We start from the raw sequence: 20,546 nt of genomic DNA, 5'->3' as shown, positions 1-20,546 counted from the left end.
TTAAAGTACCGGGACAAGAATGTAATTTCTAATACTGCATGACTCACTCAACTCTTACAAATGCTATTATGAAATGTATTTTACATAATGAAAAGTACGTACTTTAAAGTGATATAGATACTAAAAAGTAATACAGGTACTTTTTAGTACCGTACTACTCATCTGCTGTTTACGTATGCTATTATGAAACATGTTTAATAGGATAAAAAGTACGTACTTTAAGGTGCTATAGATACTTAAAAGTAATATTTAAATCTTTAGCTTACTTGCCTTATCACATTATTAAAGGAGATTTTTATATGAAAACATACAATATTCCTGTAGAGGCGACTTTACAGGTTATCGGTGGGAAGTGGAAAGTAGTGATCCTTTGTCATTTAAAGAAAGATAAAAAGAGAACGTGCGAATTAAAACAATTAATGTCTGGTATTACACAAAAGATGTTAACGCAACAATTACGTGAATTAGAAGAAGATGGTGTAATCGAGAGAAAAGTGTATAACCAAGTGCCGCCAAAAGTAGAGTATTCGTTAACGGAATACGGTCATTCTTTAGATGCTATACTCGATTCTCTTTGTAACTGGGGAGAACATCATCTTGAAAAGAATGGCAACACGTCTATGCTTATTACAGCAGAATAAACAAGAAAAAAACGAACGAGAATACGTTCGTTTTTCTTTTTGTATATAGAAATATTTTTAAACGGCATAATTACTTTTTGGTAATATAGGTACTTTTTTGTGCTGTAGGAACTAAAATGTGCCGTATAGAAAATTATTTGTTTTTACGTAACAATAGAGAAGAAATTTAGAAAAAAGGAGGGAGATCGTGTGAAACAATACAATATACCGATAGAAGCAACTTTAGAAATTATCGGGGGAAAGTGGAAAGTCGTCATTTTATGTCACTTAACGAAAGGAACGAAGCGAACGAGCGAGTTGCAGCGTCTAATTCCTGAAATTTCTGTTAGAATGTTGACGCAACAATTACGTGAGCTCGAAGATGATGGTGTGATTACACGTGAAATCTATAAAGAAATTCCACCCCGAGTAGAATACTCCTTAACTGATTATGGGTGGTCTTTGCAAAATGTATTAAATCAATTGACCGTATGGGGAGAACGATGCATAGATAGAAAAAATAGTAAAGTTAAGTGAAATCTATATATGTAATATTGAAACGCCACCTATTGATGAGGTGGTGTTTTTTCAGTATAAAACTTTAGAAAGTTACTACGGTGAAAAGTAGGGATCTATACCAGAATAGCAGTTGTTTTAGTCGTGATGAATAATGGATTAAAGTTTTCATAGGTACTTAAAAGTGCCTTCATCACTTTAAAGTACGTACTATGCTTCATAATATAACCGTTTTATAATGACACTCGTAGCAAGAAATCATAACGGTTTTAAGCTATGTTCAAAAAGACTTATTAACTAGTATAGTTTTTTGTTCAATTTCTTTAGTAGGAGATGTTTATATGGTTGAAGAACTTTTTTATAAAAAAATACTTAAAAATCTTTTTTCAGATCCAGTTCAAATTACACTTTGGAATGGAGAAACAATACAATATGGAGAAGGGGAACCTCAATTTCATGTAACATTCCATAAGCCGCTTTCAAAAAAAGAGATTGCTAAGGATCCTTCTATCGCATTCGGTGAAGCATATATGAATGGAGATCTTGAAATAGAAGGGAATCTTGAAAAAGCAATTCAATCAATTTATAAAAGGCAGGATAGCTTTTTAGGTGATAGTAAGTTGCAATATTTCAAAAGTAAATGGAATTTCTCAAAACAAAAAAATAAAGATGATATTGCTCATCATTATGATATTGGGAACGATTTCTATAAATTATGGCTAGATGAAACAATGACGTATTCTTGTGCGTATTTCCAAAATGAGCAAGATTCTTTAACGACAGCTCAGCATAATAAAGTGAATCATATTTTGAAAAAGTTGAACCTTCAAAAAGGTGATACGCTATTAGATATTGGTTGCGGGTGGGGTGAGCTCATTACAGCTGCCGCTAAGCAGTACGGTGTGAAAGCGATGGGGGTAACGTTAAGTGAGGAACAATATGCTAAGACTTCCGAGCGAATTAAACAAGAGGGACTTACGGATTTAGTTGAAGTATCTTTACTTGATTACCGCGATATTAAGAATCGTAAATTTGATAAAATTGTTAGTGTAGGTATGATTGAACATGTAGGAAAAGACAACATTACACAATACTTTGAGACAGTGAATGCACTACTAAATGATGGTGGGATTTCTCTACTTCATTGTATTACTTCCCCGGCCAATGGTGGTGCTACGAATGGTTGGATTGAAAAATATATATTCCCTGGCGGATATGTTCCTGCTGTTAACGAATTAATCACGAACATGACAAACGAACAATTTTACATTGTTGATGTGGAAAGCTTACGTAGACATTACGGGAAAACATTACAGCATTGGGCTCGAAATTTTGAAAATGTACTGGAGGAAGTTCGCAAAACGAAAGATGAGCGATTCATTCGTATGTGGCGCTTATATTTAAATGCATGTGCAGCTTCGTTCTTTACAGGTAATATTGATTTACATCAATTTGTATTTACAAAAGGTATTAAAGATACAATTCCGATGACACGTTCTTATATGTATGAATAAGAGCATGTAATGAAGCAGCTCTTTAACTACTCATCGAGTGTAAATAAAATGATGGTAGGACATAAGTCTATAACTTAAAGTCGAGATCGGAATCAGAAAATGATTTCCATCTCGACTTTTTTATATATAATTTTAAAAACAAAACTATATACTTTTAATGATAAAAATATATAATAAATATAGAATCAAAAATTTATGAGCAAGGAAGTTGAAGAATATGACATTAACAATGGGCTTTATTGGATTTGGAAAATCAGCTAACCGCTATCACTTACCGTATGTGAATATACGTAAAAATATAAAAGTAAAAACGATTTTTGCTCGCCAAATTAATGAAGAATTAGCGGCTCCATATAAGGAAAAAGGTGTTAGTTTCACTACTAATTTGAACGAATTGTTGAATGATAAAGAAATCCAAGTAGTGACAATCTGTACGCCAGCACATACGCATTACGAATTAGCGAAAAAAGTTATACTTGCTGGAAAATCAGTTATCGTTGAAAAACCATTTTGCGATACAGTGGAACATGCGAAAGAATTATTAGCTTTAGGACGAGAAAAAGGTGTAGTAGTTATGCCTTATCAAAACCGCCGTTTTGATGGTGATTTCTTAGCAGTGAAGCAAGTTGTGGAACAAGGATTCCTTGGTGATATTGTTGAGGTTGAATCACATATTGATTATTTCCGTCCTGGTTCAATCACTCACGAAGGTCCGAAAGAAGAAGGTTCATTTTACAGTTTAGGTATTCATACGATGGACCGTATGATTTCACTGTTTGGCCGTCCAGATACGGTGACATACGATATTCGTAATAATGAAGTGGAAGGTGCGGTTGATAATTATTTCGATGTTGGTCTACATTACGGAAATAAGTTGAAAATTAAACTGAAAACGAACCATGTTGTAGCGAAAGATTATCCGCGCTTTATCGTTCATGGAACAAATGGATCGTTTATTAAATATGGTGAAGATCAGCAGGAAAATGATTTGAAAGCGGGTATTATGCCTGAGAGTGCAGGATTTGGTGAAGATTCACCGATGTACTATGGAATTGCGAAATATCGCAACGCAAACGGTGATTGGATTGAAAAACAAATTAAAACGCCACTTGGTGATTACGGTCGTTTTTATGATGCAGCGTATGAAACAATTGTAAATGGTGCACCAAAGCTTGTGAAAGACGAAGAAGCGGTAACGAATATTGAAATCTTAGAAAACGGATTTGCTGCGCCATCACCTTCCGTTTACAAACTTGAGGCTTTAAACTTAAATGAATAGAAGAGGGAATACAGCATAAAGGAGGTATGGAAATGGCAAGCGGATCCACACAAGTAAAATACCTCGGCATTTATCAAAAAATGAAACAGCAAATTTTAGACGGCGAATATAAGATTAACGAAAAAATTCCAAGTAGCCCCGTCCTTGCTGAAGAATTTGATGTTTCTGTCCTTACTATAAAAAAGGCGCTGGATCTGTTAGTTAGAGACGGCTACATCATTCGCCGGCGCGGAAGTGGAACGGTCGTTCAAGATTGGCGTCAGCAAGAAAAGGCGCGAATGATTCAAACTTTAACAGGTACGAAAGCTGTTTATGGCAGTGAGGTAGAAAGTAAAATTATTGAGTTTACGATTGTCGGTGCCGATGAAGTCATTGCTGAAAAATTGGGTATTTCAGTAGGGGATTTTGTATATAAAATCATCCGCCTCCGCATCATTCACAGTATTCCAACGATTATGGAGCATACATGGATGCCGATTTCGGTCATTCCAGGTGTTGATGTTTCTGTTTTAGAGGAATCAATCTACTCCCACATTCAAAATAAACTAGGTCTTCAAGTGGGAACATCCGTTGTTAGGGTTAAAGGAATTCGCCCGGATGATAAAGAAAAGCAGTTTATGAACTTAACAAATCAAGATTTCCTAATGAGAGTGGAACAGGTGGCCTACTTAACGGATGGACGCACTTTTGAATACTCTTACGCCAATCATTTGCCGGAAACCTTTGAATTCGAAACAGTTATTACTGCAAAAAGTTATAAAGAGGTATAAAAAATAGGTTGGGGCACGTATTGCCTCAACCTATTTTCTGTTTTCAATATAGTAGGAACAGCTATTATTCATCTGCTGTAATCAGCATGGAAGTATTCCCGTTTTTTTCAAGATGAACTTCTCCCCAAGTGCAGAGGGAATCAAGTATGGCTCCTAAAGACGAACCGTAATCCGTTAAAGAGTACTCTACTTTCGGTGGCACTTGGTCATATACCTTCCTTTGGATTACACCATCTTCTTCTAGTTCCCGTAATTGTTGTGTTAACATTTTTTGTGTAATACCAGGCATTAAACGTTTTAATTCACTCGTTCTTTTTGTTCCTTTTTTTAAATGGCAAAGAATAACAACCTTCCACTTTCCGCCAATAACTTCTAAAGTCGCTTCTACAGGAATATTGTATGTCTTCATAAAAAAACTCCTTTGATGAATGTAGATTACAGTTTTGGACTTACATACGCTTTAATAATAAAATTATTTCTTTTTAGTGCCTATAACACTTTAAAGTGCGCACTATTTATTGTGCGAAATATCGTTCATAATAACCGATGTAAGAGAGAAATAAGCAGAACGGCACTTGAAAATGCATACGTTACTTTTTAGTACCTATAACACTTTAAAGTACGTACTTTTTATTATGCTGAATATAATCCATAATAGCACTTGTAAGCAAGAAATGCGTGAAATGTGCTTTGAAGGAGCTACCATGCTATGGGCAATTTTACATGAGAACAATTTGTTCTGTTATTAAAATGAATCCAAGACTTAACAGTTGATTAATTGAACTGTAAAGTTTAAAATTACAGTAAGATTTTTAAAAGTGAGTTGTTATCGTCTGTAAAATATAGCATGAATAATAGAGATAAATAAAACATTGCCGAATAAATAACATTACGTGAATTTGATTCTGAACTGTAATTTTTTTTAATACATTTAAATGACCGATATTTAAAATTGAAGTTTCATAAAGAATATTAAAGGAGTGAGTGAAATATGGTGGTTTTATATACAACAGCAAGCTGCGGTTCATGCCGAAAAGCGAAAGCATGGCTGGAGGAGAATCAAATTGATTATACTGAAAAAAATATCGTATCCAATTCTATGACAGTGGATGAACTTAAATCCATTCTTCGTTTAACTGAAGAGGGTGCTACTGAAATTATTTCAACTAGATCCAAAACTTTTCAAGACTTAAATATAAATATAGATGAGCTTTCGCTGAATGAATTTTATCAATTAATAATTGAGCATCCGCTAATGTTGCGTCGCCCAATTATGCTGGACGAGAAAAGATTACAGATTGGTTTTAATGACGAAGAAATTCGTAAATTTTTACCACGTAGCGTTCGAACATTTTTAAATATTGAACTGCAAAAATTGGCTAATTAATAAGTAATAATTTTTAGGAAAAGTTTTTTGAAAGGAGAAAGCAGGAAATGATAGAAGTATGTGTTACAGTCAATTATAACGATAGAAATTATCAAACAAATGTTATTGTAAGTAAAGGTACGATATGGACAAAAATTAAACAATTGGCAGAAGAACAAGTCAAAAAGCAGTGGGGCTTTTAAATTGGATTATTTAAAAAGTGAAGTTACAAGTTAGAGGCTTTAAATAAACCCAAGACTTTTCAGGACTTAAATATAGATAAGAAATTTGTTTGAAAGGAGGAAGCAGGAAATGATAGAAGTATGTGTTACAGTCAATTATAACGATAGAAATTATCAAACAAATGTTATTGTAAGCAAAGATACGATATGGACAAAAATTAAACAGTTGGCAGAAGAGCAAGTGAAGAAACAATGGAGTCTTTAAATGTATGTTTAACTTAAAAAGCTAAAGGGAGTTATGGAATCTATTTCTTTATGCTAAGAGTGGTTCTTATATATTTTAACGTCTGGCTAACCTATCTGTAATATTTATGGCTACAGTATGTTAATATAGGAGAAATAATATTTTTGATCGTAGGAGGAAAACAATGAGCAGCGACTTTACTTTGGCCATACACAGTTTAACTTATTTAGCTTTACAGCCAGACAGGATGTCAACAAGTAATGCTATTTCAGAAAGTGCGGGGGTTCACCCAGTACGCATTCGCAAAGTGCTAAGTTTGTTAAAAAAACATAAGTTTATACAATCGAAAGAGGGGACTGGTGGCGGTTTTATTTTCGCCCGAGATTTAGATGAAGTTAATCTTTGGCATATTTATCAAATAACCTCTGAAGGTGCATTGCAGCCTAAGTGCCCAGAATCAAATGATCAGTGTATTGTAGGTTCAAACATGCGAAAAGTGCTGTTCACTATTTTCTTAGGTGCGGAAGAACATCTAGGTGAATACTTAAAGAATTACACAATGAAAGAAGTTGTTGATCTTATCAATCAAGAACGTTAAGTGGCTTACTTGTTATATAGAGCCGTAAGTTCTTACCATTGAAATGTAATGGAAAATATTACAGTTTAATTTCGTTTTTATCGTCACAAAAAATATTTATAAGAAGGTGAAAAAGTATGATGTCAAATAATAATCAAGTTGTAAAAGTAGGAGATTGGGTTCGTGGAATATCAAATGAGGGCGAATTCATAGTTGGTTACATTGTATCACTTGATGAAGCGGAAGATATAGTTACAGTTAGTATTGTGAAACGTGACGACAAGTACACAATAAACGAAGCGATTTTACTCTTTAGTAAACATGTTAACAAACTTCCTGAATCAAAGGTAATCAATAAGGAGCAAATTCTTTATCTGATAGACCTTGCATTATTAACAGGAGACGAAGAATGGTTTATCGAGCTTTCTTCAAAATTAAACTCAATAAAAGAGCTAGTTAACGAAGGATTTTAAAGATTACATGATTTGCTTTTAATAGGTTGAATCGTGCAATAATCAATAATATCATCTCTAAGGAAATGATATAAAAACGATTCATTATAAATATAGAAATATTCCTGAAGAAGAGTTGAAAAAACTCGAATTAAGATTACATTGCATTCAGTTGTTTGCATACCTCTGATAACAATTGTTATGTAAATAAGCTGCCCGATATGGGCAGCTTATTGTATTTTTGCGTTTAGCGTAGGTTTTTGTAAAATGTTAGCGGTCCTCTTATTGCCATCAAGTAAAAGGTAGCTTCCTAAAAATGTATATGAATGCAATGTCGATAATATATATCCTGAAAATTGGTTGGTATATTCAAAAAGATATTTCTTTTTAACCACATTAATTATTTATTAGAATATCTTTTTAAATTAAAATAAATTTTTTTGACAAAGAAGAATATAAGTATCTTTATAATAAGTAACTTGGATAAATAATATGTGACTGTGTTTTATGCTAATTCATTCAGTTTTAAGCGATAGGAACAAGGGTTGCATGCGAACTGTAAAATGTTATCTATGTAAAATTATATCCAATTAATATTTCTGAAAATATAAAAATATTAATTTTATAAATATACACGTTATAATGAGGGCGTCGAGAGAAATTTTATTATCTCTGGAGAAAATATAAAAAATGCGATTATTAGTAAGAAAGGTGTGTGATTAGAGGCGAAATGAATGTAATGTGCTTCAGTGGCTTGTGTAAGCAATATTATCAGTGCTACCGAAGTTATGAAAGTTAATGTATAGAATTGAGAAAGAAATGCCTCGCAAATGAAGAGAGGCCGGTTTAGCTAAAATTACTGTTAAAAGTAAAAAAGAGAAACCATGAAGTAATACACTGTTATTAGAAATGTTGCAACGTATTTATGAAGTCTATTCTATATTGTTCTCTTAAGGGGTCTTTATATAAAGAGCGGATATTACGAGTAAACTTTTTTGTGAACGCTAACAATTATATTAGGACGCTAATTAGCGAATGTTTCAATTTGGATTCATTATGATGAAGGACATACAATGTGGGGCAACTTGTAAGGAATTCATTTTCCGGAAAGGGAATATTTGTTAGATGCAAAGAGAGATGCAGGAATAGATACAAGGGGGAGTTATTATATGAACGGGAATACTGCAAAGAAAATAGAAGTTCAAGCTGAAAATACCGCACTAAACAATGAGCAATATGCAGATCCGAAAAAGTGGCATAAGCAGGATACTACATGGGCACTCAGTCTATTTGGAACTGCAATTGGAGCAGGGGTGCTCTTTTTACCGATTAATGCAGGTTCAGGTGGTTTATTATCTTTACTGCTAATTACATTGCTTGCATATCCAGTTATGTACTACTCACATAGGGCGCTTGCTAAAATGATATACGCTTCTAATTCTGCTGATGAGGGGATCACAGGTACAATTAGAGAGTATTTTGGAAATAAAGCGAGTATCATTTTTAACATCGTATATTTCGGTTCAATTTATACAATCGTACTAATGTATTCGGTTGCGCTTACAAACACTGCAAGTAGTTTTATCGTGCATCAATTGCACATGCCAGAACCTCCAAGAGCAATTTTATCACTTGTATTAGTTCTTGGTCTTATCGCTATACTAAATTTTGGTCAAGATATTACTGTAAAGGTAATGAGTATGTTAGTGTATCCTTTCATCGTTTCTCTACTGTTTATCGCAATATCTTTAATTCCACAGTGGAATACGTCAATGCTTAGTTTTTCAGCTGTTTCAACTGCTTCAACAGGAACAGGCTATTTTGGGACGATATTGATGATTCTACCAATCATCGTATTCTCATTTAATCATTCACCTATGATTTCATCATTTGTTGTGAAACAGAGAGCTACGTATGGAATCGAAGCCACTGATGCGAAATGTGCGCAAATACAAAAGGTTTGTTATATCATGACATTCGCTGTTGTTATGTTCTTCGTTTGGAGTAGCGCATTGAGCTTGACTCCAGAGGATATAAAAATGGCAAAAGAACAAAACTTATCAATTCTTTCATATCTTGCGAATGAGCTTAATTCGCCTGTAATCACGATTGCAGCTCCAATTATTGCTTTTGTGGCTATTACAAAGTCATTCCTTGGCCATTATATCGGAGCATTTGAAGTAATGCGTGACATGATTATTAAGTTTGGTAAATCACGTGGAAAAGATATTGAAGAAAAAACAATTAAGACAATAATCCTTACTTTTGTTGTATTATCATGCTGGTTTGTTGCTTATACAAATCCAAGTATTCTTGGACTTATTGATTCTCTAAGCGGTCCATTAGTTGCTGCTATCTTATGTCTATTACCGATGTATGCGATTCAAAAAGTACCGGTATTAGCTAAGTACAAAGGGAAAATGAGTAACGTATTTGTTATTATTGTAGGTGTACTTACTGTTTTAGCAAGTATTAAGTCATTATTCTAATTCACGATTTTTGATTTTAGTGTCAAAGTAGTCGAATATGAAATATCTATTTTGGGACAAACTTCTCACGTTGGAGAGTTTGTCCTTTTTATTTAATCTATCAACAAACAGCCACCTTTTCAGAGATAAGGTGGCTGTTTCGGTATTAATTTATTTTTACTATTCACGTCTAAATGGGCCTTTTGGAGCAATGAGCTCTAAATTAGTACCATCTGGATCACGGAAGTAGGCAACGCCTGTACCAAATCCAGATTTCAAGCCGTCTTCTTCTTGGAAGATAATTGGCTCTCCATCTGGTTCTACCCCAATTGCTTTTAGACGTTCTACAGCGGCATCAATATCTTCTACTTCAAAACAAAGATGCATCGCACTAATTTGATCATTTGAGTAAGATGCTTTATCTGATTTAGGGACAACGTATTCTAGAATGTCGATGTTCAAATTGTCTAAGTGTAGATTGGCATATTTAATACGAGTATCTTCAAGTCCTTGTGTTTGCGCCATTCGTTTCCCGCCAATTTCATCGATGTTTGATACTTTCTTACCTGTTAATGCTTCATAAAAAACGATAGATTTTTCTAAATTGCTTACTGTAATTCCGACGTGATTTACTTGTGAAAAGCCTGCTGTTTTTTCACTCATTTTTGTTACCTCCTATTTTTAGGTGGTGTAATGTATCGTTTCACCAATCTTTTACTGTAATTAAAATGGGCCTTTAGTTGAAGTTCTATTCTAATTCGTTTTTAACAACTCAAAAGAAATATAAGAGTATTTTGTAGATAAGAAAAGAATCTAGTATCGGCTAGATTCTTTTCTTTTTCGTTTGTTTTTATACAAAAATTTGATGGGCTTGCATTACAGCCATTGAGCAAAAAAGTTTGATATGAAAAATATTATTCTTTAGTACATACATTTTTAAGATGTTAAATATATTTCATAATAGTCTCTGTAAGATAGGGATAAGTAAAATAGTACTTTAAAGTACCTATAGCACTTTAAAGTGCGTACTTTTTATAATTTTGAATATCATTCATAATAGCACCAGTAAGAAGAAAACAAGCTTTTCGGTACTAGTTACCACCGATGTTACAGCATTTTATTTAGAATCAAATTGATTGAAAGGTTGTACTATGTGGCCTAATAATTTCAAAAAATGCCGCAGTGGCATAAAACAATTATGGAGGTTAAAGATATGAGTTCTTCAAATTTAAATGAAATAAGTAAACAAATTTTAAAAGAGGAGGAAACACTTCAATTTACCTCTTTTACAAATGAAGATGCCTTGCAACTAGGTTTATTTATCGTGGAAACAGCAAAGCGAGAAGGAAAATTGATTGCTGTTGATATAACGAAAAACGGTGTGCAATTATTTCATTTCAAGATGACAGGGACAAATGCGGAAAATACGAAATGGATTGAGCGTAAAAAGCGAGTCGTTTCCCTGCATGATCGTAGCTCGTATTATATGCAGATACAAAGTGAAATAACTGGAATCTCATATAATGAAAAATATCTTTTAGATACTTCGGAATATGCTGCATTTGGTGGATGTTTTCCTATCAGAATAAAAAACGTAGGGGTTATTGGAATGATAACAGTATCAGGATTACCACCAGAAGAAGATCACGAATTGGTAGTAAGGGCAGTTAAAAATCATTTGAATCAATAGCTGTAGTTAGTGAATAGATAATTAATTTTAGGGGGCAATACTATGCCGTTAATTGAACTAAATACTTGGCCAACGATGTCAACAGAAGAAAAGAAGGAATTCATTTATAATGTAACGGAACTTACAATAAAACGATTAAAAATTGTCCCTGACAAAATTCAAGTGTTGATTACGGAACTTGAGAAAGAAAATTGGGGGAAAGCCGGAGCTGTAGCAAGTGATGCTACCTTTGCTGAGAAAAGTAGGGTGTCCAATTGGGAGACAAAAGAGTCCTACGATACATCGTCTGGTAACGTTGATGGAATGGCTATTATTAAGATTGACATATGGAATACATTTGATCAAGAAACAAAGGATAAGTGGGTAAACGAACTTACACAAGTAACATCTAAATATACGCATGCACCTTTGGATAAAGTGCTAATTCTTATTCGTGAAATGATTCCAGGAAACTGGGGGCAAAGTGGTGTAACGGGAGCCGATAAAGATTTCCTTTCCAAAAGTCGTACATTTTAATGAATTAATAAAAAGGCAAAAATGAACATATTTCTGTTCGTTTTTGCCTTTTTTATTATTTGTTTGTGATAATGAATATGATCCTTTACATTTTCAAGTAATATCCTCTAAAGTCGCCTCTCTAGGAAGAGAGTATTTCTCCATATGAAACCTTTCTTCGTTGAATGTAGATGTTAATTTTGGAGCAAAATAAGCTAGGTTATATAAATGTTACTTTTTAGTACCTATAGTACTTTAAAGTACGTACTTTTTATTATGTTAAATATCATTCATAATAGCACATGTGAGAGGGAAACAAGCTTTATGGTACTAGTAATTAACTATGTTACTTTTTAGTACCTACAGCACTTTAAAGTGCGTACTATTCATTATGTTAAATATATTTCATAATAGTACATGTAGGAGAGAGACAAGCTTTACGGTACTAAAAAGTATCTATAGTACTTTAAAGTGCGTTCTTTAAAAAGAGAATGAAACCATTCATAATAGCGTTTGTAGAGATTAAATATATGTTTTGAAAGATAAAAAGGCCTTTTTATCGCACTATTATGATAGGAATTATAGGGAAGAGGGGAAATCAATTGAATTCATATACAGCATCGTCTTCAGAAGTTCAGACGAATCGAAGAAGTATATTTGCGTTATTAGCGCTAGCAATTAGTGCGTTCGGGATTGGGACAACTGAATTTGTTAGTGTCGGTTTATTACCATCTATTTCGGAAGATTTACATGTGTCGGTGACAACAGCTGGTTTAACAGTTTCTTTATATGCGTTAGGCGTAGCATTTGGTGCTCCGGTATTAACGTCGTTAACAGCTAATATGTCACGAAAAACGTTATTAATGTGGATTATGATTATTTTCATTATTGGTAATGGAATTGCAGCTGTCGCAACAAGTTTCACTGTATTACTTATTGCGCGAATTGTTTCTGCACTTTCGCATGGTGTGTTTATGTCAATTGGTTCAACGATTGCTGCGGCACTTGTACCAGAAAATAAACGTGCTAGCGCCATTGCCATTATGTTTACTGGTGTAACAGTTGCAACTATTACAGGAGCACCAATTGGAACATTTATTGGTCAACAATTTGGCTGGAGAACATCATTTTTAGCAATTGTAGTAATTGGAATTATTGCCTTAATCGCAAATAGTATTCTCATTCCATCTAATATGAAAAAAGGTGCGTCTGTATCATTCCGCGATCAGTTTAAATTAATTACAAACGGAAGACTGTTACTAGTTTTCATCATTACTGCATTAGGATATGGGGGAACATTCGTAACATTTACGTATTTATCTCCGTTATTACAAGAAGTAACAGGATTTAAAGCTAATACGGTTACTATCATTTTATTAGTGTATGGAATCGCCATTGCAATAGGGAATGTGATTGGCGGGAAATTATCGAATCATAATCCGATTCGAGCGCTATTTTACATGTTCTTTATTCAAGCGATTATATTATTTGTTTTAACATTTACAGCACCATTTAAGGTAGCGGGGTTAATCACAATTATTTTTATGGGACTATTCGCATTTATGAATGTTCCAGGGTTACAAGTATATGTCGTAATGTTAGCTGAACGATTTGTACCGAGTGCTGTCGATGTTGCATCGGCAATTAATATTGCGGCGTTTAACGCCGGGATTGCTCTTGGTGCTTATTTAGGTGGTATTGTAACGAATTCGTTAGGGTTAATTCATACTGCTTGGGTAGGCGGCATTATGGTAGTAGGTGCTGTTATTTTAACAGCATGGAGCATGTCATTAGAAAAACGAGATCAAGTAAAATAAAAGGAGAGAAAATATAATGAAAAACTTACAAAGTACAACAACATTGCATAACGGTGTAGAAATGCCTTGGTTTGGTTTAGGTGTATTTAAAGTAGAAGAAGGACCAGAGCTTGTAGAAGCAATTAAATCAGCAATTAAGGCAGGATACCGTAGCATCGATACAGCTGCGATTTATGGAAATGAAGCAGCTGTAGGTGAAGGAATTCGCGCTGGTATTGAAGCGACTGGAATTTCAAGAGAAGAATTATTTATCACTTCAAAAGTATGGAACGCAGACCAAGGATACGAAGAAACAATTGCTGCATATGAAGAGAGTTTAAAAAAATTACAACTAGATTATTTAGATTTATATCTTGTTCACTGGCCTGTAGAAGGGAAATATAAAGATACGTGGAGAGCGTTAGAAACGCTTTATAAAGAAAAGCGTGTACGTGCAATTGGCGTAAGTAACTTCCAAATTCATCACCTGCAAGATGTAATAAAAGATGCAGAAATTAAGCCAATGATCAACCAAGTAGAATACCATCCTCGTTTAACACAAAAAGAATTACAAGCTTTCTGTAAAGAACAAGGTATTCAAATGGAAGCATGGTCACCACTAATGCAAGGTCAATTATTAGATAATGAAACATTACAGGCAATTGCTGAGAAATACGGTAAAACAACAGCACAAGTGATTTTACGTTGGGATCTTCAAAATGGAGTAATTACAATTCCAAAATCAACGAAAGAACACCGTATTATTGCAAACGCTGATGTATTTAACTTTGAATTAACGAAAGAAGATATGGAAAAAATCGATGCGTTAAACCAAAATCACCGCGTTGGTCCAGACCCTGATAACTTTGATTTCTAAGATTAAAGAATGAGTAAAAAGAGTGCAAAGTTGCACTCTTTTTTATTTTCTATTCAATAAAATGTTTCTGTTTATTTGATTAGCGTTTATATTATGGCTGTTGAATTGCTTTTGGCTATGTAGAGAACTTACTCTAAGACAGTATTAAAGTTTGACATGTAATCATGCATTCTATAATATGTATGCTATAGCATGTATATTGCAAGTTATTTGGAGGTGGCATATGGACTTATATGAGTGAACAGGGTATCTTGTTCATCGCACTGATGTGAAATTAACAAAATATATAATGTAAGTTTTTAATCACATATTGATTATAAATTTTATCTTTTATATGCTATAGCATATAAAATTCGCCTCTTAAATTGTAATGGCGAAAATTTAAATAATACAGTAGATATATTATGAAACGAGGAGATTTTAGTTATGGAAAAATTTATATTAGCGTTTGATAGAGAGCTTGTAATTGCAGAAAAAAAAGACTCAACATGGAGTGTCCAATCACAGTTTGTAGGTGCGAATCCAGTTGCGTTAGCTTTAGATCCATACGATTCAGAAAGAATGTATTGTGGTACTTTTGATAGGGGATTATGGAGAAGTAAAGATGGAGGAAGTTCATGGGAAGCGATTGGAACTTTACCTTCTTTTGGTGAAGTGTTCCCAGCTAATGCTATTCATATGAGAGCTATTACAGCGGTTTCTGTATCTTCAGTGAAGGGTGATGACGGTAACGGTATCGTATATGTAGGAACTGAACCGAGCGCCATGTTTGTATCTAAAAATGGAGGAGACAGTTTTGAACTGCTAACGGATTATCGACAAATGCCATCGTATTCATCATGGTTCTTTCCTCAACGAACATATACGCACCACGTAAAACATATTGAAATTGATGCTAATAATCCAGAAACTATATATACAACGATTGAGGTTGGGGGATTAATTAAAAGTGTAGATGGCGGTATGACATGGACTGAGGAAAAAGAGGGGAACTATCCTCAAGATATTCACATTCTTACATCACATCGCAATGCACCGAATCGCTTATACGGGGTGTTAGGTGATTCATTCTTGAAAGAACCAGGTCACGAGTATGCGGAGAGTAATGATGGAGGTAAGACTTGGAACTATATGTGTAGTGGGCTAAAACATCATTACGCATATCAAATGGCAGTTAACCCAAATGATCCAGAAAATATTATTATCGCGACATCTTCAAATCCACACGTAGCGCATGATTACAATAATGGAAATTGTGAATCATTTATTTATAAGAAAGAAAAAGATCAGCCTTGGGCAGAAATGAATGCAGGTTTACCAACTCCTAAAGGCACAATCATACCAGTATTAAAGGCAACAAGTGATGGAACGTTCTATTTATTTAGTAATAAAGGGGTTTATAAGTCGGTAGATGGCGGTTCAAATTGGACGTCATTAGATATTCCATGGGAGAACAGATTTATGGAACAACATCCTTATGAGATGTTAATTATTAAATAAGTAATGAGTATAATTTTTACAACTATTCATTAAGTATGGTTATTTGAATTGAATTTGAAAATGTAAAAAGCTAGGTAATGCGTTATTCGTGTTACCTGGCTTTTTTGACTATCAATTTAAGGTTATTTTCATATTTGTGTAAATATGAAACACGTAGAATATCTGAATGGAGAATGGGTAAAATAGTACCGAATAATGTTATAAGGCTTTTTAGGGAAACTGAAGAAAGCAGTGTGTTTAGATTTAGAATGACTGGCAATGGGTGTTAAGAAGTTCAATGATTTAAAAATGAACTCTTTTAAACGCATATTATCTATGAGATGTATGATTTTGAAGAATATTAAAACTCAGGAGGAATTGAATTATGACAAAAGATTTCTATACTGCACTGAAAGAAAGACGTACTTACTATGGGATTAATAAAGAGGTAAAAGTATCGGATGAAAAAATTAAAGAAATCGTGGAGTTTGCTGTGAAATATACTCCATCTGCTTTCAATTCTCAAACTGCGCGATTAGTTGTATTATTTGGTGAAGCTCATGATAAACTATGGGATATTACAACTGAAACATTAAGAAAAGTAGTAGGAGATGGAGATTTTTCAGGAACGCAACAAAAAATGGATTCGTTTAAAGCTGGTTATGGAACAGTACTATTCTTTGAAGATGAGGCAATAGTGAAATCGCTTCAAGAAAAATTTGCTGCATATGCTGAAAACTTCCCAATTTGGTCACACCAAGCATCAGGTATGCACCAACTAGTCGTGTGGACAGGTTTAGAAGCAGAGGGATTAGGGGCATCTTTACAACATTATAATCCATTAATCGACGATGAGGTAAAACAAGAATGGAATGTTCCTTCTAATTGGAAACTCATTGCACAAATGCCATTTGGTAATCCAACAGCTGCACCAGGAGAAAAAGAATTCCAACCGCTTGAAGAGCGTGTGAAATTTCATAAATAATTAACTGTTCTCTAAAGGATAATTTAAAATTCATATCCTAATTAGGATACATACAAATATTTTTGTGAAAAAAGAATCCATTTTCAAAATGGATTCTTTTTTAGGTAATAGGAAAATATTCGTATTTATAAATTAATTAGTAATTCTTTAAGATGTATATATTTTATATAGGAGAGAAACAATAATTTTTGGGGACGGGGTGTAATAGTAACTATGTAGGAGGGATAGGGGTGATGAAAAAATGGATATTTTATTAGCGATTTTACCAGCGTTATTTTGGGGGAGTATTGTACTCTTTAACGTTAAATTGGGCGGAGGACCCTATAGTCAAGTACTTGGAACAACTTTTGGTGCACTTCTTTTCTCAATAGGTATTTATATTTTTGTAAAACCAGTGTTAACGCCAATGGTAATTGGAGTAGGAATTGTATCAGGGTTATTTTGGGCATTGGGACAAGCTAATCAATTAAAAAGTATTGATTTAATTGGAGTTTCTAAAACAATGCCTATTTCAACCGGGATGCAATTAGTGTCAGCTACTTTATTTGGAGTAATCGTATTTCATGAATGGTCCACAACAACGTCTGTTATATTAGGTGTTCTGGCACTTATTTGTATCATAATCGGAATCGTTCTTACATCACTCCCAAATTCAGAAGAGAAACAACAAGCACAAGCAGGGAACTTAAAAAGAGGGATTTTAATTTTATTGGTATCTACTTTTGGCTATTTAGTTTATGTAGTGGTAATACGATTATTTAATATAGACGGATGGTCAGCATTATTGCCGCAAGCAATCGGCATGGTGTTAGGTGGAATCCTGCTAACATTTAAGCATCGACCATTCAATAAATATGCCATTCGTAATATTATTCCTGGCTTAATTTGGGCAGCCGGAAATATGTTTTTATTTATATCACAGCCGCGTGTAGGGGTAGCTACAAGCTTCTCCCTTTCCCAAATGGGGATTGTAATCTCAACTTTAGGTGGCATTTTTATATTAGGTGAAAAGAAAACAAAACGTCAGTTTAATGCGATTATCATTGGGATTATCTTTATTGTCGCAGCTGGAGTTATGTTAGGAATTGCAAAAGGATAAAGAGGAGGAAAAAATTATGTATACAGATTTAAAAGGAAAAGTAGTTGTTATTACAGGTGCTGCAAAAGGTCTTGGAAGAGCAATGGCAGTTCGTTTTGGAGAAGAACAAGCAAAGGTTGTAGTAAATTATCGATCTGATGAATCGGAAGCGAAAGAATTAGTAGACGAGATTAAAAAAGTAGGGGGGGAAGCTATTGCGATAAAAGGAGATGTAACAGTCGAATCGGATGTTATCAATCTCGTGCAGTCAGCAGTGAAAGAATTTGGTACACTAGATGTCATGATTAATAATGCAGGTATCGAAAATCCGGTACCTTCACATGAAATGCCATTAAGTGATTGGAATAGAGTAATTAATACGAATTTAACAGGCGCTTTCTTAGGAAGCCGCGAAGCAATTAAATATTTCGTAGAGAACGATATTAAAGGGTCAGTTATTAATATGTCAAGCGTTCACGAGCAAATTCCATGGCCATTATTTGTTCACTATGCAGCAAGTAAAGGTGGTATTAAGCTAATGACAGAAACATTAGCACTAGAGTATGCACCAAAAGGAATTCGTGTAAATAATATTGGACCGGGTGCTATCAATACGCCAATTAATGCTGAGAAATTTGCAGATCCAGAAAAACGTGCGGATGTTGAAAGTATGGTTCCAATGGGATATATCGGAGAACCAAAAGAAATTGCAGCTGTAGCGGTATGGCTTGCTTCTTCGCAAGCGAGTTATGTAACAGGTATTACACTGTTTGCTGATGGCGGCATGACTCTATATCCATCCTTCCAAGCTGGACGCGGATGAGTAATTGTATAACAGGATTTTTTCAGAGATTATAGAATCAGTCTTTAAAGTGATTTTTTACTTTAGGAATATCTTTCAGAGTGACGGATATAATGAATCTCATATAAAAAATCATGCGAAAAATATGGATTAATTTTTATATAAAATTCTTATATTAAAACAAAAGGGCATCCAATTAGAGGGTACCCTTTGTTTTATAGTTTTTATTTTTAACGATGGTAAGGTATTGGAAATTGTTGATGCCATTGTTGCCATGTTTGATGAGGATAATGTTGATGCCATTGATTCCAATTCATATAATGTGGCCACATTGTATGATGCCATTGTTGCCATGTTTGATGAGGGTGGTGTTGATGCCATTGTCCCCAAGGTACATAATGGGAAGGGTACATTGAATTATCAGCTCCTTTATAAAGAATCTATATATTTTATGTTTTTTTACTTTTAAGGAGCTTGTTTCTGTATAATATGGGCATCTTGCATTAGAACCCGATGAGCTGGGGATTTAGTTGAAATGGTTACAGAAGATAATTTAAAAGAAATTTATTGGGAAAATAATAATTATGAGCTTGTAACAGCGGAGAATTATTATTTTCTTCTCGATAAGTTAACTAGAGATAAATGGTTTAATCGTGAAGTAAATGAATAGAGAAAACATGAATAAAAACGTTATTTTAATCTCAAAGAGAATTGAAAAAATAGAAGAGAACGGCATCAGTAATGACACCTTGCGCTAGCGTACTTACGTAGATGATTGAACAAAGGAAAAAGCAATTACTAAACATATTCCAAAAGAACAAGGTTGGAAGGTAATAACTATTGTTAAGGAATTCAGAGTTATGATTTGTAAAAGATTACATGGGGGAGGTTAAGTACTTCGACATTAGAAGCTAAAGTGTAAATACCATTAATAATTTATGTTCGTGTCAGTTTTCAGAAGTATTTGTAGTATACATGTGATTTACTGAGGCTTTGATTAAGAAGATGCATAAATCGCTAATAAATACCTAATTTCATTAGAGTATATGTTTATAAAAACGAAAATTAGGCCCTGCCTGTAATAGAGGTGGAACATAAAGCTACAGTTATAGTGTAATGAGAATGAAAATGTTATACGGAAATGAATCTAATAAAAATTCATTTATTTTTTTAAAGGAAAAGCAGTTAGTAAAAGCTAACTGCTTCGTGAATAAGAAGAACACAATGGTTATTCGTATTCGACCTTGGTGTATCTATAGTATTACCATGTATTTAAAAAATTATTCAATACAAAAGCAGTTAGCGAAGGCTAACTGCTTCATTTAAACTTATTAAAACCAAACAACTCAATTATTG

The 20,546-nt window shown here is 33.9% G+C and carries 23 protein-coding genes; 21 read left to right on the top strand and 2 right to left on the bottom strand.

Translation table 11 applies throughout. From position 1 onward, the window contains the following. Positions 1 to 299 precede the first annotated feature (299 nt). The 5 genes from BAQ46_RS28260 (at position 300) to BAQ46_RS28240 (ending at position 4,699) form a co-directional block, all read left to right on the top strand. Positions 300 to 641 carry a winged helix-turn-helix transcriptional regulator gene (locus BAQ46_RS28260; protein ID WP_000860838.1) on the top strand — a complete coding sequence of 114 codons (342 nt, stop codon included), beginning with the start codon at positions 300 to 302 and terminating at the stop codon, positions 639 to 641. A 189-nt stretch (positions 642 to 830) separates the two neighbouring features. Next, on the top strand, positions 831 to 1,157 hold the full coding sequence (locus BAQ46_RS28255; protein WP_000816333.1) for a winged helix-turn-helix transcriptional regulator: 327 nt from the start codon (positions 831 to 833) through the stop codon (positions 1,155 to 1,157). A gap of 320 nt (positions 1,158 to 1,477) precedes the next feature. Continuing rightward, the gene (locus BAQ46_RS28250; RefSeq protein ID WP_071743329.1) at positions 1,478 to 2,650 is read left to right on the top strand and encodes a cyclopropane-fatty-acyl-phospholipid synthase; all 1,173 of its coding nucleotides are present in this window, start codon (positions 1,478 to 1,480) and stop codon (positions 2,648 to 2,650) included. A 217-nt stretch (positions 2,651 to 2,867) separates the two neighbouring features. Continuing rightward, positions 2,868 to 3,929, top strand: coding sequence for an oxidoreductase (locus BAQ46_RS28245; protein ID WP_000176611.1), 1,062 nt, complete (start codon positions 2,868 to 2,870; stop codon positions 3,927 to 3,929). Positions 3,930 to 3,961: 32 nt separating this feature from the next. Next, on the top strand, positions 3,962 to 4,699 hold the full coding sequence (locus BAQ46_RS28240; RefSeq protein ID WP_071743327.1) for a GntR family transcriptional regulator: 738 nt from the start codon (positions 3,962 to 3,964) through the stop codon (positions 4,697 to 4,699). A 64-nt stretch (positions 4,700 to 4,763) separates the two neighbouring features. Here the strand turns inward: BAQ46_RS28240 and BAQ46_RS28235 are convergent, their stop codons facing one another. Next, positions 4,764 to 5,108: a winged helix-turn-helix transcriptional regulator gene (locus BAQ46_RS28235; protein ID WP_071743325.1), complete on the bottom strand. Its 345-nt coding sequence runs from the start codon at positions 5,106 to 5,108 to the stop codon at positions 4,764 to 4,766. A gap of 582 nt (positions 5,109 to 5,690) precedes the next feature. On the opposite strand from BAQ46_RS28235, the gene spxA reads away from it, so the two are divergent. The 6 genes from spxA (at position 5,691) to BAQ46_RS28205 (ending at position 10,009) form a co-directional block, all read left to right on the top strand. Continuing rightward, the gene (gene spxA / locus BAQ46_RS28230) at positions 5,691 to 6,086 is read left to right on the top strand and encodes a transcriptional regulator SpxA (protein ID WP_000261183.1); all 396 of its coding nucleotides are present in this window, start codon (positions 5,691 to 5,693) and stop codon (positions 6,084 to 6,086) included. 47 nt (positions 6,087 to 6,133) lie between these two features. Next, positions 6,134 to 6,268, top strand: a complete 135-nt coding sequence (locus tag BAQ46_RS28225; RefSeq protein ID WP_000573537.1) for a BA3454 family stress response protein — start codon at positions 6,134 to 6,136, stop codon at positions 6,266 to 6,268. Positions 6,269 to 6,377: 109 nt separating this feature from the next. Beyond that, complete coding sequence (locus BAQ46_RS28220; RefSeq protein WP_000573531.1) at positions 6,378 to 6,512, top strand: BA3454 family stress response protein; 135 nt, start codon at positions 6,378 to 6,380, stop codon at positions 6,510 to 6,512. Between the two features lie 163 nt (positions 6,513 to 6,675). Beyond that, positions 6,676 to 7,089, top strand: a complete 414-nt coding sequence (gene saiR / locus BAQ46_RS28215; RefSeq protein ID WP_000093217.1) for an Rrf2-family transcriptional regulator SaiR — start codon at positions 6,676 to 6,678, stop codon at positions 7,087 to 7,089. Positions 7,090 to 7,205: 116 nt separating this feature from the next. After that, positions 7,206 to 7,541 carry an IDEAL domain-containing protein gene (locus BAQ46_RS28210; protein ID WP_000987477.1) on the top strand — a complete coding sequence of 112 codons (336 nt, stop codon included), beginning with the start codon at positions 7,206 to 7,208 and terminating at the stop codon, positions 7,539 to 7,541. Positions 7,542 to 8,689: 1,148 nt separating this feature from the next. After that, positions 8,690 to 10,009, top strand: a complete 1,320-nt coding sequence (locus BAQ46_RS28205; RefSeq protein WP_001014180.1) for an aromatic amino acid transport family protein — start codon at positions 8,690 to 8,692, stop codon at positions 10,007 to 10,009. Positions 10,010 to 10,168: 159 nt separating this feature from the next. Here the strand turns inward: BAQ46_RS28205 and BAQ46_RS28200 are convergent, their stop codons facing one another. After that, positions 10,169 to 10,651, bottom strand: coding sequence for a VOC family protein (locus tag BAQ46_RS28200; protein WP_061129150.1), 483 nt, complete (start codon positions 10,649 to 10,651; stop codon positions 10,169 to 10,171). Positions 10,652 to 11,162: 511 nt separating this feature from the next. Here BAQ46_RS28200 and BAQ46_RS28195 point away from each other — a divergent pair. The 10 genes from BAQ46_RS28195 to BAQ46_RS31490 all read left to right on the top strand — a co-directional run bounded on the left by BAQ46_RS28195 (position 11,163) and on the right by BAQ46_RS31490 (position 19,860). Then, a complete protein-coding gene (locus BAQ46_RS28195; RefSeq protein ID WP_003267145.1) occupies positions 11,163 to 11,678 on the top strand; it encodes a heme-degrading domain-containing protein in 516 nt (171 codons plus the stop codon). Positions 11,679 to 11,720: 42 nt separating this feature from the next. Beyond that, positions 11,721 to 12,194, top strand: coding sequence for a tautomerase family protein (locus tag BAQ46_RS28190; RefSeq protein WP_001128303.1), 474 nt, complete (start codon positions 11,721 to 11,723; stop codon positions 12,192 to 12,194). Between the two features lie 581 nt (positions 12,195 to 12,775). Further along, positions 12,776 to 13,990, top strand: a complete 1,215-nt coding sequence (locus BAQ46_RS28185; protein ID WP_001089895.1) for an MFS transporter — start codon at positions 12,776 to 12,778, stop codon at positions 13,988 to 13,990. A 16-nt stretch (positions 13,991 to 14,006) separates the two neighbouring features. Further along, entirely contained in the window at positions 14,007 to 14,846 is an 840-nt protein-coding gene (locus tag BAQ46_RS28180) for an aldo/keto reductase (protein WP_000793586.1), read from the top strand. Positions 14,847 to 15,272: 426 nt separating this feature from the next. After that, on the top strand, positions 15,273 to 16,346 hold the full coding sequence (locus BAQ46_RS28175; protein WP_061184475.1) for a WD40/YVTN/BNR-like repeat-containing protein: 1,074 nt from the start codon (positions 15,273 to 15,275) through the stop codon (positions 16,344 to 16,346). A gap of 364 nt (positions 16,347 to 16,710) precedes the next feature. Further along, a complete protein-coding gene (locus tag BAQ46_RS28170) occupies positions 16,711 to 17,310 on the top strand; it encodes a nitroreductase family protein (protein ID WP_000158931.1) in 600 nt (199 codons plus the stop codon). A 241-nt stretch (positions 17,311 to 17,551) separates the two neighbouring features. Continuing rightward, complete coding sequence (locus BAQ46_RS28165; RefSeq protein ID WP_000353541.1) at positions 17,552 to 18,409, top strand: RhaT/GlcU family sugar-proton symporter; 858 nt, start codon at positions 17,552 to 17,554, stop codon at positions 18,407 to 18,409. 16 nt (positions 18,410 to 18,425) lie between these two features. Further along, positions 18,426 to 19,211 (top strand): glucose 1-dehydrogenase, encoded by a 786-nt coding sequence (gdh, locus tag BAQ46_RS28160; protein ID WP_071743323.1) that lies wholly within the window; start codon positions 18,426 to 18,428, stop codon positions 19,209 to 19,211. Between the two features lie 226 nt (positions 19,212 to 19,437). After that, a complete protein-coding gene (locus BAQ46_RS30480; protein WP_000407000.1) occupies positions 19,438 to 19,659 on the top strand; it encodes a hypothetical protein in 222 nt (73 codons plus the stop codon). A gap of 66 nt (positions 19,660 to 19,725) precedes the next feature. After that, a complete protein-coding gene (locus BAQ46_RS31490) occupies positions 19,726 to 19,860 on the top strand; it encodes a hypothetical protein (RefSeq protein WP_002163576.1) in 135 nt (44 codons plus the stop codon). Positions 19,861 to 20,546 lie beyond the last annotated feature (686 nt).

Origin of the sequence: Bacillus paranthracis, assembly GCF_001883995.1 — a bacterium.
Lineage (GTDB): Bacteria > Bacillota > Bacilli > Bacillales > Bacillaceae_G > Bacillus_A > Bacillus_A paranthracis.
This window is presented reverse-complemented; position numbering and strand designations above follow the sequence as displayed.